The following is a 20,348-nucleotide window of genomic DNA, read 5'->3' on the forward strand; positions in this document are numbered from 1 at the left end:
ACACTTAGTATCTCCTTATTATCTGTAATATACGGGACAATATCAGAACGGCAAATCGTCCGTATCATCCTGCGGCATATCGGCAGGCGGCATAGGAACATCCTCCGCGTCACTTACCGGATTATCCGCATCGGGGTTATTGCTTTGGCTGTCCCGTTTACCGGTATTGATGAACTCCAACGCATCCGCCGCAATGGAGAACTGGATTTGGTAGTCCTCGTTCCTGTCCTTCCACAAGGAAGCCGACAGCGTTCCCTCAATGAGTACCAGCCGTCCTTTGGTAAGATATTCCGACAGTCGGATATGGTTCTCTTTTTTGCTTCTTACCCTTACCCATGTAGTGACGTTATTCCCGTGTGAATAATCATCAACGGCAATATCAAAAGCGATGAACGTGCCGTGTGTTCCAGTGATAACTTGGCAATCTTTGCCGATGCGACCGATAGTATGAACGTATAACATAATAGAAATTTGTTTGTGGCAGGTGGTTAGTCCTACCGTTACCTTGAATATCTGTTTTTATTTTCCCTTTGCTCGATTCCTTTCTGGCGGAACCGCTTTGGGATTTTATGGATGCGGTACACGGCAGTCGGTACAGCTTCATCCGTCAGGCTTTTCCTGCCAATTACGCTTTCATCGAAAGGAAGAATTTGCAGGAAATACACTTCAAGCCGCCGGATCAAGCGCGACAGCCGACCTTTGCATCTGATAAAACCAAACCGGTACGACAGGGAGCGAAGTCGGGAAAGCGGTCATGGAGAAGCTATAAGGGGATGAACCGGAAAATTGTATAAAAGGGAAAAAAGAATACTATAAGGGCATAGTCGCACCGCGTACACCAGACGATATGAATGTCCAGCTTATAAATGGATATGGCCGTCGGCAGACCGGAACGAAAAATCCCCCTGTCCGGCAATCACTACCGAACAGAGGGAAAGGTTAAATATGAAATGAATTAGGCAGCTTTGGGTTCGTACCCGGCAGACGTTGTTTCAGGTAGAGAGTGCGAGCGTTCCGCTTCTTTGAGGCTTTCGTCAATCTTACGCTGCAACTCCTTACACTCCAGTTTGAGCTTTGCCAGTTCATCGGCCTTGCTCCACTTGCGACAAACGATATCCTGTAATACGGGGATTTCGTTTTCAGCCCGTTCCACCGCTTTCTGCTGCTTCTCGATAAGTGAGGGCAATTTGCTTAGTGCGCCTTGCGGATAACATGACGCATCCACGAAGCCGAGGGGCAATGCACCGCTTAGTCCGCATGGGTATTTCAGTCCGCTTAATCCTGCGACAAAGAACATGTTACGCTCGAATACCCCCGTGATGCTGTACTCGCTGCGCACCAACAAGTCAAGTCCTGCATACGTGCCGATAGTGGCGTATGCTCCGCTGCGGTAGGTCTTGGATATGCGGTGCAGTTCGCGTCCGATTTCCTCTGCAGTCGCTTGTGGCAGGTTCAGAAGCATCGTTGCCTTTGTGCCCTCGTAAGAGGTGATGTATTCCAAATCCTTTATGAAACAATCCTTTGTGCGCTTCGCTTTTTCAATATCTTCACGAGAGGCTGCAATCTTTCGCTCGGCACGGATGCGTTCTTTCTTGAAAATGGCCTGTTCCTTTTCAAGCTGCATAATCTTGTTATCAAGCCTTGCCTTGTTCAGCAGGTCGGTATTGCCGGAAAGAATAGCCACGAACTCGGCGAAGTTCATGCCGTTGTCCTCGTCCATGCCGCCCTCGTCGATGCGGCGCACAGCGATTGTGCCGTTGTTGATTTGGGATATGAACATCTGTTTGTTTCTAAGCAGATTGAATTTGTAAGCGTCAAGCGTCTTTTCCGTGCCGTATATGACAATATCGACCACGTTACCGCCCCACAGCTTCACGGTGTTGCCCTTGCGTACCGCCCTGCCGTTGCGTTGCTCCATGTCGGCCGGACGCCAGGGTATCTCCAAATGATGTACCGCTACGGCTCGCTGTTGTGCGTTCACGCCTGTACCCAACATGGTCGTGCTGCCGAAAAGCACACGTACCTTGCCGTTGTTCATATCCTCGAACAGCCGTTTTCTTGCCCGTTCGGTCGTGGCGCATTGGATAAACTGTATTTCGTCCGCCGGAATACCCAACCGTACCAGTTTCTCCTTGATGTCGCTGTAGATGTTCCACTCGTTCGGCTTGTACGTGCCAAGGTCGCTGAAAACGAACTGCGTACCCCGGTTGGCGTTCGAGCGCATATAATAATCATAGATTGTCCTTGCGCAGATAGAAGCCTTGTTGCCGGCATCGTCACTGAACTTGTCGCCCAACAAACGCATGTCGTGAGCCATTTTTCGGGCTACATTGGTTGCAATCAGCATCTTTGCCTTGTCGAGGTTGTCAGGTTCGGGTATGTCAAGTCCCAAATCCTCCCATTCGCCACTTTGGGCGAACGACACCAACCGCCCGATCATTTCCTCCTGCTGGATAGTCGGCGCATGAGAGAGGAAACGCACATTTTTCTCCGGTACATCGAGGTTTATCATGTCGGCAGTGCGATAATCGGTAATTTCACGCAGGAACATTGCCAGTTCCGGCACTTTGATGTAGGTACGGAAACGCTCTTTGCGCTTGATTGCACCTGTCACGTTCAGCTCATAGTCAGCGGTCTTTTGCGTGAATATCGCCGCCCACGCATCAAAGCACGAAATCTGCTGACGCTGCAGTTCGTGTGGGCGTAAATATTTGAACATCACATAAAGTTCGGTCAAAGCATTTACTACCACCGTACCCGAAAGGAACGTTGCGCCAAGGTCACGCCCTGTCCGGTGCTGAATGTCACGAATGGCAAACAAGAGGTTCATCGCCCTTTGCGAGCCTCGTGTGTTGCCGATACCTGCAACCCTTGTGTGTCGCGTCTGAAATATTAAGTTCTTGAAAATGTGGCACTCATCGACAAATATGTGGTCTATGCCCATCGAGTGAAAATCCACCGTTTCATCTTTCCTTTCATTGATTTTCATCCGAAGCTCCTGAAGTTTGGCCGAAAGGTTCTGTTTGCGCTTTTCCAGCCCCTCTTGCATCCTGCCGCTACGGTAGCGCATGGTGGACTGCTCCAGCACTTCCAGATTGCGCTCTACGTCGTTCAGTTCTTCCGTGAATATCTCTATCATCGTTTCCTCCGACTGCGGTATCTTGGCAAACTGGTCGTGTGTCAGGATAATACAATCCCAATTATTATTTTTGATCTTGGAAAACACCTCTTTGCGGTTGGCAGGGGTGAAATCCTCCTTGCCGGGATAGAGTATCTTTGCCGAGGGATAAGCCTTGCGGAACGTGTCGGCAATCTCGTGAACGTTGGCTTTCAAGCCTATAATCATGGGCTTCTGCGCCAATCCGAGACGTTTCATTTCGTAGGCTGCGACACACATAATCATCGTCTTGCCCGTGCCTACCTCGTGCCAGCAGATGCCGCCGCCGAGCTGCTTAATCATCCAAATCGCATCCTTTTGCGAGGGATAGAGGCTGTCGTATGGGAACTGCTCGAAAGAAAGTCCGGGGAAAGTCTGTGCCGAACCGTCATAAGACGGACGCACATAGCAATTGAAGCGTTCGTTATACACCCTTGCAAGCTCGTTGCGCACTTCTGCCGACTGGTTGTCGAGCCATTCATTGAAACGGGTTCTTATCTCCTGTATCTTGGCCGCTGCTTCCTGTATGGCTTCCTCGTCCGGCACACGCACCTTTTCACCGTTGCGCTCTATCTCTTTCGTTATTTCGGGTACGGTATCTTGCAATGCGTGTACGAACAACTCCTCGCCGTTGTAGTTTCGCACGGAATAGGTGTTGTAGGCTACAGGGGAATACCCTTGCAGACGCACCAGATAGGTGTCGTTCACATCGAAATACATCACACTGGTTTCCGTTCCGAAAAGTTCTGCTGCAAACTCGGCATATAAAGCCGTGTCGATCCAGCGTTCGCCCATATTGATATCGAGTTCTTCAAACGGTATCGGTTCGGGTACGGCGGACTCCAACGCTTTTATGGCGGCTTCCGTCCACTCCTTTCTTTTGTCCGAGAGGTCGGGCAGACAGGAAACAACCTCTTTGCACTTGTCGATGACATTGCCTGCAAGGAAACAGCCTTTTTGTTCCCATGCGTCACGGACGGGATTATAGAAAATCTCGTCTTTGAGGTCGCCGATAATCTCTTCCTCGTCCTTTCCGGTGGTCTGCATCAGATAATCCATATCCACACATCCGTAAAAGTTCAGGCAGCTTGCCAACGCTTCTGTCGGGGTCAGTTTCTTGTCGGTGTCTATCTTCTTGAACGCAACAGGTTCACGCATGATGTCGGCTTTGAATATATCTTTGCCTACCTGCATTTCAATCGTGAACACCTCCACGCCGAGGCTGTCAAGCATGATAAACTCCTTGTTGTCGTTCACATGGAAACAGCCCCACTTGGCTACGAAAGCGTCATAAAGCGTGTTCAACCGTTCACGCAAATACGGCTGCTCCTTTTGTTCCTCCCGTTCTTTGGCTGACAGTTCAAAGTATGCCTTACGGATAGGGAAATAGTCGTTTGCCCTGTCCGTATTCACCTTGCCCTCGTCCACCGGCACGAAATCGACTGCCATTTCTTCATAATGACTTGATTTACGAAAACGGATAATTCCTACTTGTCCCTCGAATAGCACCATTGCGCCCTCTTTCATCCATGCTTCCTGCTCGTCCGTGTAGGCACGTCTGCCTCTGTTCGCTGTTTCAATGGCTGTACTGCCGAAAAGCGACATCTGCGCCGGAGCTTCGCCGCATCCGTCACCCATGAAAAGCCCTTTGCGGAAATAGCGGTCAAAATCGTGCTTGAGCAATGCGGAAAGGTATTGCGACATGGCATTTTCATCGCCGAGCCACTGGTATTTGCGTGCATACTTGCCGTACTGGTTCATCACAATGCGGCTTCCGGTTGCCAATGCGGTTTTGGGCATGGTAAAAATCCTGTTGGTGTTCTCCGTCATTGTTCCTGCGGCTTCAACCTTTTCTTTGTGGGTCTGCAGAAACGACCGCTCACGGAGCGACAATGCCGCTTTGTGCGTATGCTTTTGGAATACAAGTAAGTCGCTGCCTACCTCGATGCCGCTTGTCTGCATGAAAAGTGTGTCGGGCAGACGGATTGCGCTAATCAGGTCGGCATTGTTCACAAGATACTCGCGCACGAACTTGTTGCCTGCCGTGTCCGCTATGCCCCTTGATGTGATAAAAGCCAGCAGACCGCCCTCGTTGAGCAATTCCATAGCCTTGACGAAAAAGTAGTTGTGTATGGTTTTGGTGGCCTGTTCGTATGCGCCGCCTTTTTTCCATAGCTCTGCATCGAATACACGGAAATTCCCGAACGGGATATTGGAGGCAATGACATCGAATTTCGTATGCTCGAAACCCATTTCTCCGATTGTCTCAAATCCGCCCGTACTTGTTACCGTATCATCTTGCAATAACGAAAGTATCAGCCCCGAAATATGGTCTTTCTCAATGGCATAGTCATACGTGTCCGGCATGGCTACGGGCAGGAAACCGCCAATTCCTGCGGACGGTTCGAGAAACGAGCGCATTTGCAGACCGTTTTGTCGGAACGTGGCGTGTATCTGCCTTGCCACCGCATCGACAATGATTTTCGGTGTGTAAAAAGCGGTCAGGACAGACGCCTTGATACTCTCGGTAACGGCTTGCCGCATCGGTTCCGTGAAATAGGGATATGCGTCTATAAGTTCCTGCAACCTGCGTACGGGTTCGTCCATGTTGCCGCCTATGGGTCGGTCTGTGCCGATGTTCAACACTTCCTTAATGCCACCGAAACCCGAATATCGGGATAATACGGCTTTCTCCTCTTGTGTAGCCGTTCTGCCCTGTACCTTGATTTTCATTGCGGTTTCTATGGCTTCCACGTTGGCTACCAGTGATTTCAATTTGTCGTAACTCATATTTAACCTTGTTTTTTATTTCCCTTTGTTCGGCCTGTTTGCGACCGTCGGGATGATTTTTTCTGCATTCAGAAGGTGGCAGGAACAATCGGACAAGGCTGATCCGTGAAAATACGCTCGACAGCGGAGAGGAAGATTTTTACGGTTCACTCGCGGCGGAACGCCGGCATTGGCAAGATTGGGACGGGCAGATTACCTTCGCGGAAAAATTCAATCCCCGGCAGGTTGCACGGCAGCGGAAAGCGGTAAATGGAAATGGTTAGAAAAGGATTGAGAACAAGTAAAACAGTGAAACGGACAGCCGGGACGGACTTCCCGGCGGACTGTCTTGGAACTGCGGAGGGCAATATTCATATCGTCCTCCGCAACTTCAAGTCTGTCCGCGTCCGTCCTTTTGCAAAAGTGGCTTTCCGCACTTTATGTAACGTGTTACACAAAATGCGGAAAGTCTCTTGAGGCAAACTGGCCGCCCGATGCCGGACGGCAGACTATAAGAGGGAAAAAGACTTTATCAATAAAAGGGAGAAAGTAACACGTAGAAAAGGAAACTGTCGGCAGACCGCAGCGACAATCCGTATCAAGCCTTTGCCTGACACGGATTGCTTTCGATGCTATGATTGTCAGTCGATGTCGTAACCGATCATATATTCGTCATTGATAAGCAGGTAGTAATAACCGTTGCCGCAATTCCTATATTCCTTGCTGAAGCCTGCTGCCATGTCGCCATTATCTCGTGGCTCGCACCACAGCGTACCGTCATAGCCACAGAAGTCAAAGCGGCATGTGGAAAAACTTTTTTTGTTCTTCATTGCCTGTCTGAAGAGGTACATTTCTGCCGTTCCACAATATTTTTCGATTGTGGCAAGCCCGATACACTTGCCGTCGATGCGTGTACCGGTAGTGATGTGGTTCTCGTAAAGGGACTTTTCCAAATCCGCATCGGCGATTGTGCGAAGCCAGTCGTTTGTATGCGTGGCAAGCCGTGCAAGTTTCTGGTACTTCAGAATCAGTTTCCTATCCATATTTGCTTCCTGGTCATGGGACGGATAATATATTTTCTCAATGCTTGCCCAATCGGTGAAAATATGACCTCTTTTTCGTTTTCTCGGTGCAATAATGCCAATGAGATTTTCGTCTCGGTTGATAAACAAACGCCTACGTTGTCCACCAATCCGTACATACAAGGAGGTGGGATTTTGTTCGTTGCGGAGATAGGCTTCCGCCGGATGAATAGTAACTGTTTCCATTGTATATTATTTAATCGTTATATTTTTGCATAAAGTTTCAACATCAGAGTGTGGAATAAGACCGATGTTTCCATGGTCATAAAGACCGTGAGATATGTTTAGCCCCCACACTTTATACATCAGAAACCGGATAGTTCAATGGGCTTTTAGACCCCGCATTCACAATGATGGCTCACGATGTACAGATGTTGTTTTAATAAATCATTCAGACCATGACTTACGTTGGAATCGATGTCAGCAAGGCGACTTTCGTTGTCGCTTATTCGTCAGCCAAGACAAGCAGGACGAGAACATTCAAGAACACCGTAAAGGGAGTTCACGAGTTTATCCAGACCATTTCTCCGGCAACACATCATTGCGTGCTGGAAGCAACGGGCAATTACAGCGCATTGCTTGTTTATCTGCTTTCAGAGGCAGGCATTACCGTCAGCCTTGAAAATCCGCTGAAGATAAAGAACTTCGCCCGTGTCATGCTCACCGTCATAAAAACGGATGAGATTGATGCGCGCCTGATAGCCCTTTATGGGGAAAAGATGCAGCCTGCGCCTTACAAACTTCGAAGCGAACCAATTCTCATTCTCAAGCAGAAACGGACGGTGCTGCGCCAGCTTAAGAAACAACTTGTAGCCACACGCAACCTCAAAGGCTCGATGGAAGTCCTTCCGTTCTTTGACCCCAAATGCAAGAAAACCATCGAAAAGACGATTGTATTTCTTGAAAAGCAGATCAAAGGGATGGAAGAGGAACTCGCTTCATTGGCACAAGGTGAATACAAGAAACAGATGGACTTGCTCACCTCTATCAAAGGCATCGGCATTACGCTGGCAGCAGCACTTATCGTAGCCACCGGCGGATTCACTTACTTTGATAATGCCAAACAACTCACCCGATACTTGGGCTTGTCACCTACTTACCAACAATCCGGTACGTCAGTCAATGTCAAAGGTCACATCAACCGAAACGGAGATTCAGCCTTGAGAAGCCAGCTTTATGTGGCGGCGTTCTCGTCTCTCAGGTGCAATACCGAGTGCAAGGCATGTTTTGACCGTCTCAGGTCCAACGGCAAGCCCGGCAAGGTGGCGGTCATTGCGGTCGCCAACAAACTTGTAAGGCAAGCCTTTGCTGTCGTCACGCAAGGGAAACCCTATGTCGATGGATTCAAATCCGAAAAACCATAATAGCTCCTGCGGAGGGAACGCCATGCGGCAAGGGGCTGAGCAGGCAGCCCCGACGAGCCTTCCATGCACGATAACTTGCATGATTATGCTAATTATCGTTAACCGTATTCAGTTTTTATATTATAGTTCATATCTACAAATTATTAAGTCTGTGTATGTTCAAAGTTTCGGAATTATGCCGGTTCCGACTTGTTTGCCGTCACGGTACAATGATACTTCTCCGGGCTTGAAGCCCATTTCTCCAAGAGCGATGTTTCGGATATAGTCACGGTACTTCTCGCCTGAGAAGTTTTTGCCGCACAAGTTGTTGAAAAACATAGGCATTGAAAAGCCGTCCGTGCTTGACAACACCGTTCTGCCATTCTGTTTAATTTCTTCTTTCATCTTCTTTACTTATCATTAAACTTTGTTTTTCTTTCCCTGCTTTCGAGTTGCAGGGCTGTACTCTCTATTTTTGAGGCAACAAGAGGAAGAAGCTACGGCATCATAAGCCAAACCCGGATAGAAAACCGACCGTGCAACAGTCTGTTTTCGTTATCCGAATGGCAATACGGCTTGGCGATTATGCGCTTCGTCCTACATTCGCCGATGAAAATGGAGGGCAGATCCGGCGAGGTGAAGGGAGAAATAATGATAAAACAGGGACAGTCAGTCGTAAAATCTTAACAAACCGGAATAATCGAAAACTATGTCACCTAATGACACTTTTTTCGATTAACCTTTGGTTGCCTAAGGAAAAACAACTACCTTTGTAATCGAAAACTACGTCACCCGGTGACACAAAATTCGATTAGTGATGAAAAGTATTGAACGAAAAAAATATCTGGACGAACTCATCTCCCTGCGAAATAACGGGATGATCAAGATTATAACGGGAATGCGCAGATGCGGCAAGTCCTATCTGCTTTTTGAGATATTCGCTTCGTATCTCGAAACAGGCGGCACAGCTCCGGATCATATCATAAAAGTAGATTTGGAAGACTATAAGAACCGGAGCATGAGGAATCCCGATAACCTTTATGCTTTTGTGGAGAGCCGTATCATTGATGATGGAATGTATTATATCCTGTTGGACGAGGTTCAGATGCTCGACAACTTTGAAGATGTCCTGAACGGTTTTTTGAAGATGCGGAATGTGGATGTCTATGTAACCGGCAGTAATGCGAAGTTTCTGTCCAAAGACATTATTACAGAGTTTCGCGGACGCGGTTTTGAGGTAAAAATGTACCCGTTAAATTTTAAGGAGTATATGTCCGCTTATTCCGGAACAGTGCAGGCCGGATTCAATGAATATATGTTGTATGGCGGACTTCCGCAGATATTGTCGTATGAAACCGAAGAGCAAAAAGTACGTTTCCTGAAATCACTGTTTGACGAAACCTACATTAAGGACATCAAGGATCGCTATGACATACGTAAGGACGATGACCTGGAAGAACTCATCAATATCATGGCCTCCGGCATCGGTGCTTTGACCAATCCGAACAAATTGGCCAATACGTTCCGAAGCGAAAAGAAGTCAGTCATATCCTACGATACGGTCAAGGATTATATCGACTATCTCTGCGATTCGTTCCTGATTGAAAAATCCACCCGTTACGACATCAAAGGAAAGCGGTATGTCAATTCCCCCTACAAATATTATTTCATGGATTTGGGATTGCGCAACGCACGTATCAATTTCCGCCAGTCGGAAAAAAGTCATCTGATGGAGAATATGATTTACAATGAATTGAGAGCACGTGGGTTCAATGTGGACGTGGGAGTCGTTCCGGTCGTGACAAAAGATGAAAACGGAAAACAGCAGCGTTCCAGTCTTGAAGTCGATTTCATCTGTAATTTGGGTAGCAAGCGTTACTACATACAGTCGGCATACCGTATGGAATCTGACGAGAAAATAAAGCAGGAACGGGCTTCTTTGTTAAAAGTGGATGATTCATTCAAGAAAATTATCGTTATCGGAGAAGAAAGTCCGGTGACAAGGGATGAGTCCGGTATTACGACCATAAGCATTTATGATTTCCTGCTGAAGGACAATTCTTTGGAACTGTAAACCTTAAAATATCCTGTTGCAAAAAACAGGTGTAAGTACATGGATATTTGGAGCAGGTTCTATGCGGACATCATCAACCGAAAACCAAAGTCATAGCCTTGCCAATGCCGACACGCACTCCTGCTGCGTGGCCTTGATAAAGTCTAACAGGAGCATGGGATTGATGCTTTTGCCATTGAGTTTGCAAGTGATATGCAGATGTTCGCCCGTACTGCGGCCTGTCGAACCGGTGATTCCGACCACATCACGGGGACGAACCACCGCACCTTTGACAGCAAGCACCCGTGAGAGGTGGCAATAACTAATGAGGTAATTTCCGTGCTGCAAGGTCACGTATTTGCCGGAAGTTTTATCCTGTCCGACTTTCACGACCACACCGTCCATCATAACCAATACCTTTTCGCTTCGGGCATGGAGGTCGATGCCTCCGTGAAACTTCCTCTTTCCGGTAAACGGGTCTTTACGATAGCCATAAGGGGAAGTGATTCGGATGCGACGCAGCGGATAAGACACGCTGAGATAGCGGTCGATCCATGTCTTCTTGCGGACATCGGCAGTTTCAGCCGCCCCTAAAACTTCCGATGCCATTTCTTGTACGGGAACCGTGCTTCCGGGCATTGGCTCCGGCTTTTTCATATCCTCATGCAGGGCTTCCACTTTGTACCGTTCGGGGGTCGTGGCAATCGTGCAGAATTGCGCGTGAACGGGTATCGTACAGAACGAAACACCCGATATTATCATCAGTAAAATCTTTCTCATACGGCAAAATTACCACGTCCACTTTATAGCGGACATAAATTGCCTCACTTTCTCTTGCCGGTTTGTGTTTTTTACGCGAATTAGTACGATTATATTATCAAAATCGTACTAATGTCATAAAAATACTATATTCTAATCATTTATATACTTGTGCTTTTTGCTTATCCAGATAAGGTGACACTATCTTTGTAAAAGTATAATTTTATAATATGAATATAGTATGAAAAAAGTACAATTTGAGTTTGAGGAATTACCCTTCCCGGCACTGGAGCGATTCGGCCTTATCCGTGAGATGATCGAGGATTTGCCGATGCACGTATTGGACGACATCTGCAACGGACGGCATTCCCCCGTGCTTCCCGTGCGTGTTACCGATGAGAACGGCGAGCGAATCGAGAGCCGGAGCCGCTTCGCCATTATCCGCATGGACAACGGTCAGGCGGATGTGGTCTTCTATCCGGCACTGAAATCCTCGCCGTTGGAACGTTACGACGAAGCGCAGCAGAAACAATTGCTTGCCGGCAAAGCGATTGTCGCCGATGTGGAGATGGCGGACGGACGAAGCAGCAAGGCTTTCGTACAGATCGACACCGGGACGAAACAGGTAATGTATGTCCCCACACCCATCATCGCCCGCAACCTGAAGGTGCTGGCCGAGGTCATGCGCCTCGGTTCGGTGGAGATAAACGGAATGCAGCATGGCGAACCGCTGACGGTTGTTGTGGACGGCGAACCCGCCACTGTGGGAATCGACCTGCACGCCAAGACCGGCATCCGTTTCTGTTCGGGCGATGCACAGCAATGGCGTAACCAGCCCAAGCGAGAGTGGGACAAGTACACCTTCGGTTGTTACGGCTGCTGGATCATGGACGATGACGGAAATCTGGACTATGTTTCGGAAGAGGACTACACCGAAGAAATGTGGAACGAGCAGAAAAAAAGCGGTGAGCGCAACCGTGCGGCAGCACTCCACAAGTAGAACCATCAATTCATAAGCTATGTCACAAAACGAATTTTATCCCGAAGAGGTACTCATCGAGAAGATGCAGAGCGGCGAATACGGCTGGCTCGATTACGTCAATCATTTTTCCGCCGAATGGCAGGAAGAATATGTCAGCTACTGCCGGCAAAACAATCTGACTGTCGGCAACGATTCCGCCGCAACATTCGTCCGCCACAAGGATGAACAATTGGAGACGGCAATGGAAAACGGCGACGCATAATTATAGTAATAACAATCATCCTATCAGACTATGGCGATACGAACGAATACCAATCCCCGGCAGATGGACTTGCAGCCCGAAATGCGCACTATGCTGATGCGCAACGGGCTGCAAGCCCATATTGCGTTCGACGGAGGGGGCTACCGGTTAATCGTGCAGGGGCATGATTCGCCGTTGCTGGTCTATCCGATTACCGAACGTCAGATGTTGGCTCTGACAGATTGGGGAACGAACACGGCCAACAAGAAAGCCTACAACGTGCTTACGAGTATCGTTGCCAAGGACTTTTACCTGCCCAAGAATTTCGTACATGCCCGCAATGCCAACGGGCGCGTGGCGATGGGGCTGCACGGCTACCGCATCGGCATCGGCGAATACGGGCACATGGGACGGCTGGGTATGCCGCCGCCGTTCCTCGGCTGGACACCTCGCAACCAGTGGGGCTTCCACCTGCGCAGGGTCGGCGGCCAGCTTTTCTTTCCGGGGCCGTCCTTCGTTCCCGAACGACCGGACGGTCGCATGAAGCCCGGCGAACTGCAATCGGGCGGTTACGGATTCTACTACAAGGGAGGACAGCCGGCGCAGCCCTTGCAACAGCGTGACGTGCTGCAGGACTTGCAGGCGGTCATCACGCCGATGGTCAGCCACCCGCGCAGTCAGGAGCCGGCACGGCCTTACAAGGAACTGATCACCTCTCCGGTCTATTTCTCCAACGAGAAATGGCAGGAGTGTCTTGCTTCGCACGGGCTTATCGTCGATGCCGAGGCACGGACGCTTACCGTACAATCCGAAAAGGCTTCAGCCGATATGGTGTACGACCTGACGGATGATGAGATTGTCGTGCTGACCTCCAATTCCATCGAGGAGCAACCCATAGAGAAACGGCTGGAAATTCTGAACAACGTTATAGGAGCCGATTTTTCCGAAAAGGTGACAATGGGGCATATCGACAGCGAACAGCGCATATCCATAGCCCTGCATCCCGAAGTGCAGCAGGATTTGGAACACCGGCAACGGCATGAACAGGAATTATTCGTGCCGCAGGAAACAGCCGGACAGCATGAGGATATGCAGAACGGAATCGGTGCGGCTGTGGACGGGCGTGACCTGCAGTTGCTTAATGAGGGCAAAGGCTGGTATCGGGAAGAAAAACACGGTCGGGAAGTCGAGGTCGGCGAGATTACCGTACAACCGGCAGAAACAGAGGGTAAGTATAAGATGACCGCCGTTATAGACGGACAGGTTATCAGTCACGAGATCACCCAACGGGACTACGACAAGTTTCTTGCAGTGGATGATTATCATCGGATGAAGCTCTTTTCCAAGATTTTCAGCGAAGTGGACATGAAGACACGCCCGGAAGCGCAAAGAGGCATCGGCACGAAAATCTTTGCCGCCCTGACCGCAGGTGCGGTAGTCGCAGCGGATGTCGCGCACGGCTTCCACCATCATCACCATGCGCCGGAGTTCTATGGTGAACGTTTCGGCGGCCCCCCGCGCCCGTACTTCAAGCCCGGTGTCGATACGCCGAGGGATGTGGCTATCCGATGCTTCGAGGCGGAGATGAACCGTGAAGTCAATGACATGAGAATGGGGAGGTAAGGTATGAGAGAGGGCGAACTGACTTATAACGATTTTTTAAGCAGGCTGAACATTCAGGACTTGCTTATAGATGCCGGCTACCACCTGAACCGCCGAGACGGTCTGCGCTATCCCTCGTATGTCCGGTTGGACAGCGACGGACGGCGCATCCGCAACGACAAGTTCATCGTGACGCAGCAGGGCAAGTGCTGTTTCAAACCGCAACAGCAGAAATCATATAATATCATTTCCTTTATCAAGGAGCATCCGCATTTCTTCGCGGAGTACCATGCAGGCATCTCTCCGGACAGGCTTGTGAACCTCGTATGCAACCGGTTGCTGAACCATCCCATAGCGGAACGGGAAACACGGATTGTCCGTCCAAAGCAGGACATCAAGCCATTCAATATAGAGGACTACGACATCCACAAGTTCAATCCGCAGGATCGGGCGACACAAAAGAAGTTCTATCCCTTCTTCAAGCATCGGGGCATCGACCTTTACACGCAATACGCCTTTCATCGGGATTTCTGTCTGGCGACGAAGCATCGTGCGGACGGCACGCAGTACACCAACCTGTCGTTTCCCATGACACTGCCGCAGGGTGACGGAACGGTTGTGGGCTTCGAGGAACGCGGACGGCAGCGCATGGACGGTAGCGGCAGCTATAAGGGCAAAGCCGAGGGGAGTAATTCGAGTCAAGGTCTGTGGATTGCCAGCCCTGCCCGGACACCTCTTTCGGAAGCCAAGCATATCTACTGGTTCGAGAGTGCCTACGACGCAATGGCTTATTACCAACTTCATCAGGCGCAGAACAAGGATTTGCGTAAAGCGGTATTCGTATCTACGGGCGGCAACCCGACAGTCGAACAGATGCGCGGTGTGCTTTCCGCCGCCCTTCCAGCCCGGCAGCATATCTGTTTCGATACCGACCTTGCAGGGATGGATTTCACCAAAAACCTGATGGATGAGAAATGCCGGGTGGTTCGTTCCATTATCGAGGAAACACCCGAACGCAAGCCCTATCTTGATACTGTTCCAAATGGCAAGGACTTGGACAGTGGCGACATCGAACGGCTGCCCAAGGAATTGCAGTCGAGTTATGGAAAGTACGAATCCGCCTGGGAAGAAGCCATGTCCATGCGTTCGAGCGGCCTCTGTCACCCGGACGACATACAGGATCAGGTAGATATAACGAATCGGCATTACAAGGAGTTCCGTGAGGGACTACGGGAGTTTCTCGGTTTAGACAAGGCAAAGGATGTATCCTGTGTCCGCGAACAGCCTACCTATCCCCACAAGGACTGGAACGAACAACTGTTGGCTGAACAGAAACAGGAAGAATCGGTCGATGAAACGCAGGACAGAGAGCGACAGTCCGAGGAAGAACAACAAACACGTTTTCACCGATGATGCCCAATCAGTCCATAGTACGCTTTCAGAGTATCGTGCTGCAACCGTACCGGATGCAATTCGTTATCGACGAACTGCCTGCCATTATCGTGTGTGCCGCAGGATGGATTTACGGAGGGATGGAGGAACAACCATTCTCTTCTTTTGCCGTATGGGTCGCCGTTTTGCTCTCCCTTGTGCTGCTGTACCGGTTCATCTATCTGCGCCGGATACGCTATTATATAGGCAGCGAGCAGATTATCAGCAAACACGGGGTATTGTCCCGAAAGACGGACTATATGGAGCAATACCGCATTGTGGATTTTGTGGAACACCAGAGCCTCATGCAACAGCTTTGCGGATTGAAGACGGTACGCATTTTCTCTATGGACAGGAACACGCCCCGACTTGATTTGGTCGGCATCAGGCGCAATCTTGATGTTGTGACGCTCATCCGCGAACGGGTCGAATACAATAAACGAAAAAAGGGAATTTATGAAATTACGAATCGCTAACCAGCATATCGTAGCCGTGCTTGTGGCGGCGCTTGCCGGTTTGCTGCCACAAGCGGCAAAGGCACAGATCGCGGCGTCCAATCCGTTGGAATGGATGGCGTTGGCAGAGGGCAACGAGGTGATAAACGGCCAAATCGAGAAGCAGATAAAAGGCCAGACGCAGACGGCATTGCTGCAGAACAGCATCGCCGCCGAGTTCAACCGCATCCACAAGTGGGAGAAGCAGTACAACAGCTATCTCAAGACGGCCAGCGGTTATGCGTCGTCACTGAAAGCCTGCACACACCTATATAATGATGGTGTAAGAATCTTCATTACGCTGGGAAAACTGGGTAAAGCCATCCGGAATAATCCGCAGGGCATCATCGCCGGCATGAGCATGAACAACCTGTATATCGAAACGGCGACAGAGCTGGTTTCAGTCTTCACGCTCCTGAATGAAGCGGTAGCCAAGGGCGGCAATGAAAATATGCTCACGGGTGCGGAACGCAGCAAGACACTATGGGCATTGAACGACAAACTTTCCGCTTTCAGCAGGAAGCTGCACCTGCTCTATCTGAGCATACGGTATTATACCCTCAATGACTTATGGAACAATGTGACGGCCGGAATGCTCGACCGCAACAACGGGGAGGCGGCACGTATGGCCATGTCCCGCTGGCGCAGGGCGGCCGCTCTCGCACGATAAAAACGGAACCGGATATGAAAAGGACAATTTGGATAGGTATTCTATTGCTGTGCATCGGTATCGGCAAGGTGCAGGCTCAGAACGACCCCGTGCTTGCCGGTATGATTCTGCTATATACCGATAAGGCAGAAAAAGAGCTGAAGAATCAGGAAAAGGTCATGCTGATGCAGACCACCGGCCATCTGTGGACAAAAGAGGAAGTGAAAGCCACGACCGACCTGCAGCGGGAGTTCAACAATTACCTGGACTCCTTCCGCTCGATTGTCTGCTATGCGGCGCAGATTTACGGTTTCTACCATGAAATATCGAGGCTGACGGACAACATGGGCGACTTTACCAGACAGGTAAGCCGGAACAGCCCCAATGCGCTGGCCGTAGCCCTTTCGACACAGCGCAATAAGATTTACCGGGAACTGATTATGAACAGCGTGGAAATCGTGAATGACATCCGCATGGCGTGCCTGTCGGATAACAAGATGACGGAAAAGGAGCGCATGGAAATCGTCTTCGGCATCCGTCCGAAACTCAAGATGATGAACAAGAAACTGCAACGGCTGACCAAGGCGGTGAAATATACCACGATGGGCGATATATGGAGGGAGATTGACGAGGGTTCCCGCCCCGTCACCGACAAACGGGACATCGTGGAAGCTGCCAAAAGACGCTGGAGGCAGATCGGAAGAAATGTAAGACCTTAAAAAAGAAGAAATATGGGATTCTGGAACACAGTATTGAAATACGGTGGCAAGGCCGCAAAAGGTGTCGGTACGGCAACGACGGCGACCGGCAAGAGTGTGGGCAAGGCAATACTGACCCCCTCGCAGACATTACGCGGCGCAGGTCAGGCCGTCAAGACCGCGACCATCGGCGGAGCGGTCGGTTATGTGGGTTGGGAAAAGCTGACCTCCGACAAAAGCGTCGTCCGTATCGTGAGCGATGCCGTTGTCGGCGAATCCGTCACGGACGCTATCGCAGGCACGGCAGACAATGTGCGTGAGATGAAAGACAAAGCCGGAGAAGCGGTTAATGCGGTAAGCGGTGCGGTGGCCGGTATCGACAACAAGCTGAACGGTGTGTCGAATTTTCTGCGCGGAGCTTCCGGCGGCGGTCTCTCCGATATGTTCGGTAATTTCTTCCGCAACCTCGGCAGCGGCAACGTATCGGGATTGAGCATTGCGGGGTTAATCGCCGCCGCATTCCTCATATTCGGACGCTTCGGGTGGTTAGGCAAGATTGCAGGTGCGTTTCTCGGCATGATGCTTATCGGCAACAATGCCGGTGTCTTTCGTTCCTCGGCTCCGGAGAGCGTAGCAAGAGGGCAATCACCGTCCGTTCCGGTCGAGGAACAGAGCCATAGCGTAGGTATGAGAAGATAGCATAACGAACCAACGACAATAAGGAATGAAATATACAGAAGAAATGATCCTGCACTCCGAAAGCGGCTACTGTATGCCTTTCGAGGAACCGCAGGGAAAGGATGTGGAGCTGTCGCTCGGTTACGGCGAGCAGACAGATTCCGCTACGGGAGAGAAATTCTTTCATCACGGCATCGACTTCAACGTGCGGTGCTATATGCTTTCGGCTATTGCCAGCGGTATCGTGTCGGGCGTAGGCAACGACCCCGTACACGGCATCTGTCAGACCATCCGCTACGGGGCGTATGAGGTGACATACGGGCACTTGTCGAACGTCTTTGCCCAGTTCGGGCAACGTGTCAAGGCGGGACAGACCGTAGCCCTGAGCGGTGAAAAACTGCATCTTGAAGTCCGCTTCAAAGGCGAGGAACTGAACCCGTTGGAGTTCCTGACCATGCTGTACGGGAATATCCGGGCCATGCGTCAAGCCGGAGGGTACGAAACGAATTCCTCATTCAATTCGGGCATGGCATTCCAAACTGATTACGAAAAGGATAAGAGGGAAATAGAGGAACTGATGCTGCGCTTCCTGCCGTATTACATGGAAGATTTGCAATGTGGAGCGTACAAATTGCCCGAACATACGGAACAGTCGCTCCGCCATATCTTTACGATGGGCGCGATGAAGGAGTATTTCTACGAGAATATGCCGAGTATGTCCAATCCGCTCGGATTGGGACACAAGGCGATGCCTCTTGCCTGCAAGGTGCAGAACCTGCTCATCGGGGACTTCCTGAACTATCTTGCTTTGCGGCATGATGTTTACCTCTCCACAATGGGCGGCGACGTAAAAAAAAACTTTATGACGAAGCCGTAACGTCCGGTGGTCTCATCGACCCGTTGGCGGAACTGGATATCGACATACAGAGTTTCGATATACCGAGGATTGTTTCGGTATATCCCGACCGGGCTGGCGTGCGGTGGTGGACGAAAGCATGGTTCAATAACCGCGAAGAGGGCGAAACCTCCGTAGAGATAGAACGGGAACAGGCCATACGCTTCATACACGACAACATTGAAAAGGACGCATGGCTGGAAGAGTTCTTTCCCCGCCAGATGGAGGTTTACCACAACGCCATCGAGCAGACGAAAGAACAACTGTTGAAACAAATAAATATATAAGGACACTATATGGATGGAATCAAGCATAGCCGGCAATTTGCGGAGATAGAACGCCTTGTGAGCGACTATTTCCAGTGCCACCTCGCACCCGTCATGTCGAAGACACAGGCTTACCTCACGAAGAAGCAGGGCGAGGAAATGAAGGAGTATTCCACCTCTTTGGGCGGCATCCTGAGCATGATGGCGTCTTCGGCACAACCGATGAGCGACCCTTACCATGTACTCAAGGTTACGGGCGAGTGGAACTCGAAAAAGACGGAGGATTACATCGAAATGTGCAAAGATAAGATTTCCAAGGCTGCCGATATACAACAGGATCTTGCATATCTGGCCGGGAAATGGCGCGATTCCGTCGTGCAGGAGGTGGGACGGGAACGGTACGACGCCCTGTCCGAACAGCTCGGCGGCGACCTTGCCTACGCATACATGGACTACCGTGTGGAACAACTGATGATTGACAAACTGGTCAAGGAACGTATGCCCAAGTCCTCGGCCGACTACATCATAAGAAAGGCAGCGCAGTCGAGCCTTCTCGGACTGTCACAAACGTTGAGCCGTTCGCCGCTTGCCGAAGAGATTGAAGCTCGCGGGGAAGCGGCCTACCGTCCCAGCAAACTGGAAAAAGGAGCCGGACACGTATTGGGCGCATCGGCGGATGCCGTCATGATGGGCGGCGTGGGTTCGTGGGCATCGCTCGCCAAGTTCATCGGTGCGGATGTGGCAATATCGGCTGTTGCCTCCCGCTTCGAGCCGAAGAAACCTGAAACGCTCTCTGTAGAGCAGTGCATCAGCAAAGGGGTGTTCGGTAGCAGGCAAAACGTGTTCGACGGTTTCCGTAAGGAAGCGGCAACGATACAGACCGGAAAGAGCGAGCTTATAACAGCAACCAATGAACAATTAAAGAAGAAAATACCGGTCTTGAATTTTGATTTTTCAGGATGGATGCACTCATGGAACAACAATCCTTTCGGGATAAACGGATTCAGTGAATTTAAGATAAGCGGATTCAATGAAAAGGAACATGGGAAAGATGCACCACGCTACAAGAATGTTCCTCTGGTTGTCGCACCGGGACAGGAAGAAGCCTACCTGAACGATTTGGCGAAAAAGAAAAGTACGTCGGCCAAAACCAAGCCGGAGCAGACGCAACCGGAAGCGGAACATAGGGAAAAGGTGGAAACAGAGGAACCACAGCCTGTTATTTCCCCAGAAAAAAATATACCGGGAG

Annotated in this window: 17 protein-coding genes and 1 pseudogene; 13 read left to right on the forward strand and 5 right to left on the reverse strand. The window is 50.2% G+C overall.

What is annotated here, in order from left to right; genetic code table 11:
• Nucleotides 1–42: 42 nt before the first annotated feature.
• From HPS56_RS06795 to HPS56_RS06805, 3 genes are all read right to left on the reverse strand, one after another.
• A complete protein-coding gene (locus HPS56_RS06795) occupies nucleotides 43–462 on the reverse strand; it encodes a single-stranded DNA-binding protein (RefSeq protein ID WP_172275413.1) in 420 nt (139 codons plus the stop codon).
• A gap of 493 nt (nucleotides 463–955) precedes the next feature.
• A complete protein-coding gene (locus HPS56_RS06800; protein WP_172275414.1) occupies nucleotides 956–5,947 on the reverse strand; it encodes a helicase-like domain-containing protein in 4,992 nt (1,663 codons plus the stop codon).
• 620 nt (nucleotides 5,948–6,567) lie between these two features.
• Nucleotides 6,568–7,194, reverse strand: coding sequence for a hypothetical protein (locus HPS56_RS06805; protein WP_172275415.1), 627 nt, complete (start codon nucleotides 7,192–7,194; stop codon nucleotides 6,568–6,570).
• Between the two features lie 212 nt (nucleotides 7,195–7,406).
• On the opposite strand from HPS56_RS06805, the gene HPS56_RS06810 reads away from it, so the two are divergent.
• Nucleotides 7,407–8,372, forward strand: coding sequence for a transposase (locus HPS56_RS06810; protein ID WP_172275416.1), 966 nt, complete (start codon nucleotides 7,407–7,409; stop codon nucleotides 8,370–8,372).
• Between the two features lie 159 nt (nucleotides 8,373–8,531).
• Here HPS56_RS06810 and HPS56_RS06815 read toward each other — a convergent pair whose 3' ends face one another.
• Nucleotides 8,532–8,756 carry a DUF7688 family protein gene (locus HPS56_RS06815; protein ID WP_172275417.1) on the reverse strand — a complete coding sequence of 75 codons (225 nt, stop codon included), beginning with the start codon at nucleotides 8,754–8,756 and terminating at the stop codon, nucleotides 8,532–8,534.
• Between the two features lie 412 nt (nucleotides 8,757–9,168).
• On the opposite strand from HPS56_RS06815, the gene HPS56_RS06820 reads away from it, so the two are divergent.
• The gene (locus tag HPS56_RS06820; RefSeq protein ID WP_172275418.1) at nucleotides 9,169–10,425 is read left to right on the forward strand and encodes an ATP-binding protein; all 1,257 of its coding nucleotides are present in this window, start codon (nucleotides 9,169–9,171) and stop codon (nucleotides 10,423–10,425) included.
• Nucleotides 10,426–10,515: 90 nt separating this feature from the next.
• Here the strand turns inward: HPS56_RS06820 and HPS56_RS06825 are convergent, their stop codons facing one another.
• Nucleotides 10,516–11,184 (reverse strand): M23 family metallopeptidase, encoded by a 669-nt coding sequence (locus HPS56_RS06825; protein WP_172275419.1) that lies wholly within the window; start codon nucleotides 11,182–11,184, stop codon nucleotides 10,516–10,518.
• Nucleotides 11,185–11,404: 220 nt separating this feature from the next.
• On the opposite strand from HPS56_RS06825, the gene HPS56_RS06830 reads away from it, so the two are divergent.
• The 11 genes and pseudogenes from HPS56_RS06830 to HPS56_RS13530 form a co-directional block, all read left to right on the forward strand.
• Nucleotides 11,405–12,163, forward strand: coding sequence for a DUF4099 domain-containing protein (locus HPS56_RS06830; protein WP_172275420.1), 759 nt, complete (start codon nucleotides 11,405–11,407; stop codon nucleotides 12,161–12,163).
• Between the two features lie 19 nt (nucleotides 12,164–12,182).
• The gene (locus HPS56_RS06835; protein WP_172275421.1) at nucleotides 12,183–12,407 is read left to right on the forward strand and encodes a hypothetical protein; all 225 of its coding nucleotides are present in this window, start codon (nucleotides 12,183–12,185) and stop codon (nucleotides 12,405–12,407) included.
• Between the two features lie 30 nt (nucleotides 12,408–12,437).
• Nucleotides 12,438–14,009 carry a hypothetical protein gene (locus tag HPS56_RS06840; RefSeq protein WP_172275422.1) on the forward strand — a complete coding sequence of 524 codons (1,572 nt, stop codon included), beginning with the start codon at nucleotides 12,438–12,440 and terminating at the stop codon, nucleotides 14,007–14,009.
• Nucleotides 14,010–14,012: 3 nt separating this feature from the next.
• A complete protein-coding gene (locus HPS56_RS06845; RefSeq protein ID WP_172275423.1) occupies nucleotides 14,013–15,401 on the forward strand; it encodes a toprim domain-containing protein in 1,389 nt (462 codons plus the stop codon).
• Complete coding sequence (locus HPS56_RS06850) at nucleotides 15,398–15,895, forward strand: PH domain-containing protein (RefSeq protein WP_172275424.1); 498 nt, start codon at nucleotides 15,398–15,400, stop codon at nucleotides 15,893–15,895. Before HPS56_RS06845 ends, HPS56_RS06850 begins: the two co-directional genes overlap by 4 nt.
• Nucleotides 15,876–16,583, forward strand: a complete 708-nt coding sequence (locus HPS56_RS06855) for a hypothetical protein (RefSeq protein ID WP_172275425.1) — start codon at nucleotides 15,876–15,878, stop codon at nucleotides 16,581–16,583. The genes HPS56_RS06850 and HPS56_RS06855 overlap by 20 nt, the downstream gene beginning before the upstream one ends.
• A 14-nt stretch (nucleotides 16,584–16,597) precedes the next feature.
• The gene (locus HPS56_RS06860; protein ID WP_172275426.1) at nucleotides 16,598–17,281 is read left to right on the forward strand and encodes a hypothetical protein; all 684 of its coding nucleotides are present in this window, start codon (nucleotides 16,598–16,600) and stop codon (nucleotides 17,279–17,281) included.
• 12 nt (nucleotides 17,282–17,293) lie between these two features.
• Nucleotides 17,294–17,959, forward strand: a complete 666-nt coding sequence (locus HPS56_RS06865) for a hypothetical protein (RefSeq protein WP_172275427.1) — start codon at nucleotides 17,294–17,296, stop codon at nucleotides 17,957–17,959.
• 25 nt (nucleotides 17,960–17,984) lie between these two features.
• Nucleotides 17,985–18,815 carry a M23 family metallopeptidase gene (locus tag HPS56_RS06870; RefSeq protein ID WP_172275428.1) on the forward strand — a complete coding sequence of 277 codons (831 nt, stop codon included), beginning with the start codon at nucleotides 17,985–17,987 and terminating at the stop codon, nucleotides 18,813–18,815.
• Between the two features lie 23 nt (nucleotides 18,816–18,838).
• On the forward strand, nucleotides 18,839–19,120 hold the full coding sequence (locus tag HPS56_RS06875) for a hypothetical protein (protein ID WP_172275429.1): 282 nt from the start codon (nucleotides 18,839–18,841) through the stop codon (nucleotides 19,118–19,120).
• 9 nt (nucleotides 19,121–19,129) lie between these two features.
• Nucleotides 19,130–20,228, forward strand: a pseudogene (locus HPS56_RS13530) (hypothetical protein); the annotation flags it as partial.
• Nucleotides 20,229–20,348 lie beyond the last annotated feature (120 nt).

It is taken from the genome of Xylanibacter muris, from assembly GCF_013166605.1.
Classification (GTDB): Bacteria; Bacteroidota; Bacteroidia; order Bacteroidales; family Bacteroidaceae; genus Prevotella; species Prevotella muris.